Source organism: Planomicrobium okeanokoites (assembly GCF_003428875.1).
In the GTDB taxonomy this organism is placed as follows: domain Bacteria; phylum Bacillota; class Bacilli; order Bacillales_A; family Planococcaceae; genus Planococcus; species Planococcus okeanokoites.
The window spans coordinates 1-9,442 of record NZ_QQRS01000021.1 but is presented as its reverse complement, the minus strand read 5'-3'; the positions used below and the strand labels follow the sequence as shown (position 1 = coordinate 9,442).

Annotated in this window: 8 protein-coding genes; 4 read left to right on the top strand and 4 right to left on the bottom strand. The window is 44.7% G+C overall.

Going from position 1 to position 9,442, the window contains the following annotated elements:
* Positions 1-34: 34 nt before the first annotated feature.
* The 3 genes from D2910_RS16590 to D2910_RS16580 form a co-directional block, all read right to left on the bottom strand.
* Positions 35-808: a tyrosine-protein phosphatase gene (locus D2910_RS16590; protein WP_117314284.1), complete on the bottom strand. Its 774-nt coding sequence runs from the start codon at positions 806-808 to the stop codon at positions 35-37.
* 151 nt (positions 809-959) lie between these two features.
* Positions 960-1,661: a CpsD/CapB family tyrosine-protein kinase gene (locus D2910_RS16585; protein ID WP_084244360.1), complete on the bottom strand. Its 702-nt coding sequence runs from the start codon at positions 1,659-1,661 to the stop codon at positions 960-962.
* A 3-nt stretch (positions 1,662-1,664) separates the two neighbouring features.
* Positions 1,665-2,393, bottom strand: a complete 729-nt coding sequence (locus D2910_RS16580) for a YveK family protein (protein ID WP_117314283.1) — start codon at positions 2,391-2,393, stop codon at positions 1,665-1,667.
* 213 nt (positions 2,394-2,606) lie between these two features.
* On the opposite strand from D2910_RS16580, the gene D2910_RS16575 reads away from it, so the two are divergent.
* On the top strand, positions 2,607-3,350 hold the full coding sequence (locus D2910_RS16575; RefSeq protein ID WP_117314282.1) for an SGNH/GDSL hydrolase family protein: 744 nt from the start codon (positions 2,607-2,609) through the stop codon (positions 3,348-3,350).
* A 15-nt stretch (positions 3,351-3,365) separates the two neighbouring features.
* Positions 3,366-4,283: an LCP family glycopolymer transferase gene (locus tag D2910_RS16570; RefSeq protein ID WP_117314281.1), complete on the top strand. Its 918-nt coding sequence runs from the start codon at positions 3,366-3,368 to the stop codon at positions 4,281-4,283.
* Positions 4,284-4,387: 104 nt separating this feature from the next.
* On the opposite strand, the gene D2910_RS16565 is transcribed toward D2910_RS16570, so the two are convergent.
* Positions 4,388-4,600 (bottom strand): hypothetical protein, encoded by a 213-nt coding sequence (locus D2910_RS16565; RefSeq protein WP_165850209.1) that lies wholly within the window; start codon positions 4,598-4,600, stop codon positions 4,388-4,390.
* A 331-nt stretch (positions 4,601-4,931) separates the two neighbouring features.
* On the opposite strand from D2910_RS16565, the gene D2910_RS16560 reads away from it, so the two are divergent.
* Together D2910_RS16560 and D2910_RS16555 are read left to right on the top strand one after the other, a co-directional pair.
* Positions 4,932-7,613, top strand: coding sequence for a CDP-glycerol glycerophosphotransferase family protein (locus tag D2910_RS16560; protein ID WP_117314280.1), 2,682 nt, complete (start codon positions 4,932-4,934; stop codon positions 7,611-7,613).
* A gap of 839 nt (positions 7,614-8,452) precedes the next feature.
* Positions 8,453-9,178: a C40 family peptidase gene (locus D2910_RS16555; RefSeq protein WP_117314279.1), complete on the top strand. Its 726-nt coding sequence runs from the start codon at positions 8,453-8,455 to the stop codon at positions 9,176-9,178.
* Positions 9,179-9,442: the final 264 nt, after the last annotated feature.

Below are 9,442 nucleotides of genomic sequence, written 5' to 3'. Positions count from 1 at the left end.
CATTGTGGACACGTCCTTTTTCATTGTGATTTCATTATACTTCACTTAATGACTGTCCACTTTTAAGACTAACTTTAGTTTGCGGCTCCAGCACATGAAGATTTTCATTGAGCAGGATTCGATCGTTGTTTTCAAGGAAGATATCGACAAATTCATGTAAGTTCTTTTTCTCCAGTAAATCCAAGCCAGCGTTGAAATGGAATGGCCGTTGATCAATGCTGTGTACATCTGATCCATAGACATGGACAAGATTTGCTTCGATCAGATCAAAAGCTGTTTTTTGAATCGCTTTACCAAAATGGCCTGATACAGAACCAGCCGTCACTTGCGCCATTGCGCCGTGAAGCAATAGACGATTCAGTCGTTCCGGTTTCTCGATGATGCCCTGGTTGCGTTCGACATGCGCAATGACCGGTACATAATTGCGGGTGATCAATTGTTGGATGATTGGAACGGTGTAGCCTGGCACTCCTGAAGAAGGCAATTCAAGTAATACATAACGCGATTCAGCCATTGTCAATGCTTTGCCTTCGTCAAGTAGATCAGGCAATTTTTCTGTTAAGCGACATTCCTGACCGCTGTAGATTTTAAGTGGGATATTTTGTTCAGTAATGTAATTCTGGGTAGTTTCCAACTGTGATTTTAGCTTATCCAAATCCGTTTTGAAGTTTGGGTGGAATGCGTGAGGAGTCGCTATAATGCCGGTAAGCTGTTCATCCACAGCTTTTTGCAGCAAAGCCTTTGTTTCATCCATGTTCTGTGCGCCATCATCCAGTCCTGAAAGTATATGAGCGTGCGTATCGATCACTCGGTGTTCCTCCTTAGTCGGCCGTAAATAGAGAAGTTATTTTAAGTTTCTTCTATATATACTGTAGTTTTTTTAAATTTTGATCGTAAATTTTTTTACCAAATATTACATGTCTCATTCCAAAAGAAAGAGTAAAAAGAGTCGCCTCTTTTTACTCCGTTGCGCCGTAATATTGATAATAGCTGCTGTCTTTTGGAAGTTCGAAGTTGTTTAACACAGCACCGATTATCCGGCTATTCGAAGATTCAATCGCTTCTTTCGCTTTTAATGCCATTTCCTTTTCTGTACCGCCTGAGTTGATGACCAGGATTGTTCCTTCGCATTTATTGGAAAGGATTTGACCATCTGTAACAGATAGAACTGGTGGTGCATCAAAGATGACCAGATCATACATGCCTGTCAATTGGCGAATTAATGCATCCATCGATTTGGACGACAGCAATTCTGCCGGGTTCGGTGGAATCGGTCCACACGTTAGTAAGTCCAAACGTTCCACCGCAGTTGGACGGATCGCTTCTTCTGCTGTTGTCTGTCTTGTTAAGACACTTGATAACCCCGTTGTATTCCCTGTATGGAATGTGTAATGGGTTGTCGGTTTCCGCATGTCGCCGTCGACCAGAAGAACTTTCTTGCCTTCCTGTGCGAATACCACTGCCAGGTTCGCCGACGTTGTCGACTTCCCTTCTGACGGTGCTGCTGATGTGACGACCATCGTGCGAATGTCTGCATCCGGTGATGAGAACGTGATGTTTGTGCGCAACGTACGGAATTGTTCAGCTACATATGAACGGGGTGTCGTGTATGCGATGAGTTTACGTGCTGTTTGCTGGAGAACTTTTTTCTTTCTGGCCATCTCTTACCCCGCCCTTCTTCTTGATGTCGTTTTGTTATCAGGTCCAAGTTCCGCTTTTTCGACAATCGGTGAAACGACTCCGAGTAACGGCAAACCAAGAACGTCTTCTATATCTTGCTGATCTTTCATTGTTGTATCCAAATATTCCATAAGGAATGCAATTCCCACTCCAAGCATCAATCCCACTACTGCCGCGATTGCCATGTTCAGCATCGGGTTCGGTGCTACCGGTGAAGGATTTTCTTTCAATACTGCTGGTGAAAGAATGGTAACGTTATCGACATTCATCAATTCCTGGATGTCGTTTTCAAATACTGAAGCCGTTGTGTTGGCAATTTCCACAGCCATCGCCGGGTCTTCGTCCTGCACAGTAATATTAACTATTTGTGATTGATCGGCGTTGCTGACGGTAATTTTACTAGTCAGCTGATCTGTTGTCATATCCAAGTTCATTTCTTCAACTACTTGATCGAGAATTGCCGGGCTTTTGATAATCCCTGAATATGTATTGATCAATTGCAAGTCGGTTTGGATATTCTGGTTCGTCAATTGGCCGGTTTCAGATGGGCTCTGGTTGACGAGGATTTCTGTCGAAGTCTGGTAGACAGGCGTCAGGACAAGGAATGAGATGACTCCGGCGATCGTGATTGCCAGGATTGTCAGCAGCGCAATAAGGCCGAGACGCTTGCGGATCGTCTTGAAGAGATCCTGTAAACTGATAGTTTCTTCCATTTAGGTGGTAGCTCCTTTAAGGTCTTTTTTAAACAACTTATGCTAGTATAGCATAATCCGTGACTATGTTAACTTCAAAATTATAAAAGATTTCTAGGCTAATAGACGGATTTATGCTATCTTTAGTTTTATATATAGTGTATTGGGGAAGGAGCATTCATTGTTTTGAAAAAACTCAGCATTGGACTATCTATACTGTTATGTGGAATAATCTTGATTTTTAGTTATGCATCCTGGAAAGAGAAACTGGCTTCTGCCGGCAAACCTGCCGAACAGGCAATTGCAGCCGCTCCAGTGGAAGAAACTGAAGAAGACGTTGAAGCGGTATCTGAAGAAACGGCTGATATCGACTTGGAAAGCCTGACTGCTTCGATGGACCCGCAAGTTCAGGAAGTGTTCTTAAATAGGAAAGAACAAGGCGAGAAGGTTCAATTTTTGATCATCGGCTCTGAAGCGATGAACGACGGTGAACCAGGTTATGCTTCGTTACTGACTGATGCGTTGGAAAGTTCCTACGCCGATTTTGTTGAAACGGATGTCATGTCTTTCGATGGAACGTCTGAAGAGTTTTTGATGAGCGGACCGGATCTTTCATCAGGCTATGACGTCGTATTGATGGAGCCTTTTACGCTGAAGAATAACGGACGAGTGGAAATCGAGACGGAACATGTGCATATCCAGAACGTGTTTGGAGAGATTTTGAGTGCTGAAAGCGACGCTGAACTGGTCTTGCATCCACCGCAGCCGATTTACGGCGCGCAATTCTACCAGACGCAGGTAAATGCTTTGGAACAATTTGCTGAGATGCGCGATTATGCGTATATCAATCATTGGGAACAATGGCCTTCTACTGAAGATTTGACGTTAAAGGATTATTTAACAGAAGACAGCAACCCCAATAATAGAGGTGCCGCTGCGTGGGCAGATGCTTTAATCGCTTATTTCACCGGCAGCTAACGGAGGACAAACAACATGAGAAGAAGCCAACAAAAGGCTAAGAAGAAAAAATGGCCGTGGATCGTCGGGATATTGGGACTGATCGTCATCGGTGTCGGGATTTACCTGTTCAGTATTTATAACAGCTTCACTAACACGATGGACGAAATTCACGAACCGCTTGACCGCCCTGTTTCGGATATGCGCGTCGATGAAGTGAAATTGGATGAGAAAGACCCCTTCTCTGTCCTGCTCCTTGGAGTGGATGAACGCGAAGGAGATCGCGGCCGTTCGGATACAATGGTCGTGTTGACGGTCAATCCGGAAGACAAGACGACGAAGATGGTTTCGATTCCGCGTGATACCTATACAGAGATCATTGGACGCGGCACCATGGATAAAATCAACCACGCTTATGCATTCGGCGGTATCGAAATGTCGATGGCAACAGTTGAGAATCTTCTTGAGATCCCAATCGATTATGTCGTACAGGTTAATATGGAAGGCTTTAAAGATATCGTTGATGCCGTTGACGGCGTAACTGTGAACAGCCCGATGGCATTTGATGGCTATTCGGCTGGTGAGATCCACTTGAACGGCGATGAAGCTTTAGGCTATGTCCGTATGCGTAAAGAAGATCCGCGCGGAGATTTCGGCCGCCAGGATCGCCAGAAACAAGTGATTCAAGGAATCATGCGTGAAGGTGCATCGGTAAACAGCCTGGTGAACTATAAAGACATCTTTACGGCTTTAGGTAATAACGTCCGGACGAATATGGAATTCAGCGAAATGATGGAAGTTCAGAAAAATTACCGCGACGCTGTCGGACAGGTTGACCAGATCATCGTAGAAGATGGTTACGGTGAAACGATTGATGGCATTTGGTATTACATGATGGATGAAAATGAGTTGGCTGAGATCAAGTCGACATTGAAAGATCATTTGAATATGTAAGTTTGGGACTGCAGGAAGCTCGCTAGAGCTCCTGCATTTTTTTATTTTTGTTCAAACAAAAACTGCCCCAGTCTTCTTCCATGACTTTGGGCAGTTTTGGCATCTTATTGCGCCGCGCGCAGATTGTTATACGTGGTCATTACTTTTTTTTTAATATTCTTGTGCTTCAGAGGACGCAGATTGTATTCATAGATGAAGTGCAGCACGGCTCTGCGCGGGATGTCCAGCTCTCTTGCTGTGACAGAAGGTCCTTCGTCCCTGACAATATAGTACTCATAAATAACGTCTTTTATAGTTTTATTATATTCATTTTCCAATTTTTCTATGTACTCCTGGTAGGGGTGCATAATTCTCATCCCGCTTTCTGGTTATTTTTGAGTATGGGCATTAGGTCCTTTTCCTATCTCTTGAATTAAGTATAACGTCTTATAGTCTATTTGACTAGTCTTTTTAGCATATAAATTAAATAGATTTTTGATTTAGTGTACTATAATTGATACCGAATTGTCTGGTGATTAATTGGAAACCGCGCCACTGCTGAATTCTTCCATTTTTATTGATGGAAACCTTTTTGATTTCAGCGCTTTTGGTTTATAGTAAGTAATATGAATTTACGACTGAGCAAAATGGTTATAGGGAGAGGTATTTGTGATAGGATCCAGAACGTTGAGAAAGCTGCGAAATTATATAATCAAACGGGTCGAAGCTGAAAAGCATTATTTGACGGACACGCACCTGGTGTTCGAGTTTCGATTGACCAATTTTCTGTTAATCCGCAAGGTCCATGCAGAGTTTTGGAATAACGACGAGCACCTTCCGGTTGAGTACGAATTAACCAAACGCGACAAGCTCAAAATCTTAATCCCGCTGAACTATTTGGACCGGATCGAGACCGGTGCCAAAGTGAAGATTTTCATCAACAAGCAGTCTGTGTGGCTGACGGAACATGCTTCTTATAAAGAAGGCGATTTCAACGAGAGCCTCATGGTCAACGAGCGGTATTTGACGACGCGCGTCAAAAAGACGCTGACAATCAGCAATCGCTTTTCCGAATTCCGTTTCACGGGCAGCGAAGTACCCGTTGCCGTTTCTGATTCGGGTTATGACAGATTATGTCTGGAGTGGAAAAACGCTGATCTGGAGAACGGCGCAGAAGTGAAACTGTACGCTTTTAAAAATCGGCAGTTTAAAATCCTCAATGGCGTTTATGATGAAAGCTCCGGCCTCTTGGTCATCGAAGATTTCCTGGAGTTGACGCGCGGAATCTGGCGCCTCTTCATGGAAATTGACGAAGTGCTCCACCCCCTGCGCGCTGAAGCCAAGGAAATCGAGTCGTTTACGACACTGCGAAATGAAATTTGGCCGGTGCGCCGCGGAAAAGCTTTCTATCTGGAAGTCCATCCGAACTTTGTGCGTCCGGAGCGCATCCAGATTGACAATTTCGAGGACCGCTATTTCCGTATCGCCATAACGCTTACAGCGGAAGATATTATGGATGAAGCGCATTATGCACTGTTTATGGATACGCCTAAAAGCGGTCGAAATTCGACTTATCCTTTAGAGATGATCGATGGCGCCCTGCAAGCGGTTATTCCGTTAGCTGATTTACATGAGTCTTTATTCGCGAAGCGCTTCTTTATCCTGCAGCAAAGCGACCAGCCGAAAGTAGCTCAGTTTATGCTCGATACCCATCAATTGAGGCAGACTGCGGTTCGGTTTAAAGTCATCACCAATTCGCAGCAGACGAAACTGCATTTCTATAAACGGAAAGACAAATCGCTGGGCATGAAGGTGTCGCTGCCGAAACTCCGCCGCGCAGTCAATGATATCGACGGCTTCCGTTTAAACGGCTTTATCGGCTCAACGGATGAGTTCATCGATTCGACCGCCTACCTCCTGCTAGAAGACCGGCTGTCGCTGGAATCGCGCCAGGTGCCGATCCAGGACAGGTTTACAATCGATCTGGAAGATTGGAATCTGATCGGCTTGAAAAGTAAGCACAAAACAATCTTCGACTTTTTCGTCGTCGTTGAAAATGCCAGCGGCGAAGTAATCCGCAAAGAAAAGATCAAGTACCTGAAAGCCGATTACCGGAAAGACAATTACTACAGCCATAAAGTGCTGCGTGATGATGAACAAAATGAACATCATTTCATGATCACAACGACGCCTTTTGATAATCTGAAGATCGAAACATTCACCGTACCGGCGGATATCCGGATTCCAGCGGACGTTACCGCCAAAGACCCCAATGTCTGGCTGGTCGGCGAGCGCAGTAATACTGCACAGGATAACGGCATCGTGCTGTTCCACTGGCTCCGGGAGAATACGGATATCGAAGCCTATTACGTGATTGAAGAAGACAGCCTCGACTACGAGCCGATTCAGCACATGAAAAATGTGCTCGTCTTCGGTTCCCCGGAGCATTTCGAAGTGGCGTTCCGTGCAGGTGTTTTATTGTGTACGCATGATATCGAAAACATTCTGCCGTATAAACCGGCAAGCGGCTTTTTCGGCTACGAGAACACGAAGAAGATCTTCCTCCAGCACGGTGTGCTAGGCCGTAAGAACGTCGAGTACCATAAGCGCAATTACGAGCTGCCGTTCGACCTGTTCATCGTCAGTTCGGAGCCGGAAAAAGAAGCTGTTGTTATGGAAGAGATGGGTTATTCAGACGAAGAAGTCGCTGTTACAGGTCTGGCCCGTTTCGACCGTCTGGTGCAGAATAAAGAACCGCGTGATATCCTGCTGATGCCGACTTGGCGCGACTGGATCAATACGGACGAAGCCTTTTTAGCCAGTGAGTATTATTTGGCCTATACGAATCTGATCCAGAACGAGAAATTATTGGGCTTGCTGGATGAGCATAATATCAATTTGTATTTCTACCCGCATTACCGCGCGCAGAACTATTTCCAGCACGGTATACGCGATATGCATGAGCGGATCAAGTTCATCCCGCTGGGTTCTGTGACGGTGCAGCGTCTGCTGATCAGACACGCGTTGCTGATTACGGATTACAGCAGTGTCAGCTTCGACTTCACGCTGCTCAATAAGCCAGTCGTCTTCTACCATTTCGACGTGGACCGCTTCTTCCGCCGCGGCATCCTCCGTCCGATCGACGAGACGTTCATCGGCGGGATTGCAAGCCATGAAGAAGAATTGGTGAGCATCATCGAAGACCGCATCCTGCACGACTTTGCGAATTTCGATATTGATATTTCCGGCATCATCAAGTATCAGGACCAGGATAATTGCAGACGGATTTATGAGAGTGTTCAGGGATTGCTGGAAGGTGAGCAAGTTGTTGTTGATGGTGAGTTGAGTTAAGGATTTTAAAGAGCCCTCGCGTGAGGGCTTTTTTCTTGTTAAGTAACGTTTAGCTTCTATAATCATTACGTTTCAGATGGACGCTTTCCGCGGGGAGCGGCCTGAGCCTCCTCATCCGCTTCGCTCCTTGCGGGGTCTCAGGACACGCTCTGGATCCCGCAGGAGTCGCCATCTGATACTTCATTCTGATTATTTTTAACAATTAGGAACCACTCCTTCACTCGAAACAAACTTTAAAGATTATTCAATATAGAAAGTGATAGAAGATATGAAGCAAAACAGCGAAGACTCCCAGGGGATTAGAACCAGAGTTGGCCGGCCACCTCTGGTTCGAGCGAAGTGCTGAGATCCACTCAGACGAAGTGGAACGAGTCTGAGTTAGCTCAGTGCAAGCCCCCAGGAAAGCGAAGCTGTTTTGCGAAATATCGTTTTTCCATCATTAATTTATTGCATAAACTGCAGCAAGATCCTCATAAGAGGATCTTTTTTATTCGCATATAGTGATTTTATACTCTTACAAGCTTTCCATATATCCAATCGGTACTTTCGTGTAATAGTAATATTACACCCAAACGCCTCTTGTATAACTTCCTGGGTTATTGGTAATGCGGCGAAGGAAGCTAGTATGAGGCGGTTGTAAGAGCGGCTGCTGACGCGGAGTGAATTGCAAATTATCGTGAAATATAAATGTAATGTTATTGCAATAGAACTGACGTTGTATTAATTCCCACAGCTCATTATAGTAAGAACAGATCAAAAAACTAACATCAACTTTAAATCGATATCATATCCCATCGACAACCAGACACGGACATCAAACATATGATTGGGGAATAATAATGAGAAAACTTATCTTTACTTTATTCGCGAGCACGATGATCTTTTCTGGAACGATTTCAGCAGCAAGCGCACAAACGTCAACACCGACTTTTAATCCATCTTCAGAACAGGTTCAGCAAGTATCAGCTGCAAAAGCGACTGCTAAATCCGGAACGTTCGTCTTAAAATACAACTCCAACGTCCGCGTTGATGCGGGTGTCCACAATAAACGCATCTTTACAGCCAAAAAAGGCACTAAAGTGACTGCCACCCACCAAAAGAAATACGGCAGCCAAGTCTGGTATAAAGTGAATGTAAACGGCAAAACAGGCTGGATCTTGAGCACATTGATGTCCGCTTCGACTTCTAAAGTATCAGCGGCCTCCACTTCCGTTTCAAGCTCAGGCATCGTTTCAACTGCCATGTCACTTCGCGGCATCCCGTACAAATTCGGCGGCACGACTACAGCCGGCTTTGACTGCAGCGGATTCACGCAATATGTCTTCAAGAAAAACGGCAAGAACCTGACACGCACGACGTTGACGCAATTTGCTGAAACGGATAAAGTGACATCACCTAAAGTCGGCGACCTTGTCTTCTTCGCCAACACATACCGTCCAGGCATCTCCCACGTCGGGATCTATATCGGAAACAACCAGTTTGTCCACTCCGGCGGTGCGAAAGCGGAAGTCAGAAGCTTGAGCGATTCGTACTGGGGCCCGAAATTCCACAGCTTCAGACGCTAAATCAATAAAGTATATATGCAAGGTGAGGCATCCATTCAATTGGGTGCCTTTTTTATTTGCCGTCAAGTTGTTAATTAATTATTAACTTTGGGAGATTTTTTACAAATGAATTGGAAATCATAGTATACTTATTCCTTAGTAGGCTTTATCAAAAATAGACAATTTTAAAGATACATAGGGGGAGTTTTAAAGTTAGTCTTAAAAGTGGACAGTCATTAAGTGAAGTATAATGAAATCACAATGAAAAAGGACGTGTCCACAATG

Excerpts from the sequence above, each read along its gene's own strand:
- D2910_RS16580 (WP_117314283.1), bottom strand. The coding sequence starts at position 2,393 with ATGGAAGAAACTATCAGTTTACAGGATCTCTTCAAGACGATCCGCAAG.
- D2910_RS16570 (WP_117314281.1), top strand. The coding sequence starts at position 3,366 with ATGAGAAGAAGCCAACAAAAGGCTAAGAAGAAAAAATGGCCGTGGATC.
- D2910_RS16555 (WP_117314279.1), top strand. The coding sequence starts at position 8,453 with ATGAGAAAACTTATCTTTACTTTATTCGCGAGCACGATGATCTTTTCT.
- D2910_RS16585 (WP_084244360.1), bottom strand. The coding sequence starts at position 1,661 with ATGGCCAGAAAGAAAAAAGTTCTCCAGCAAACAGCACGTAAACTCATC.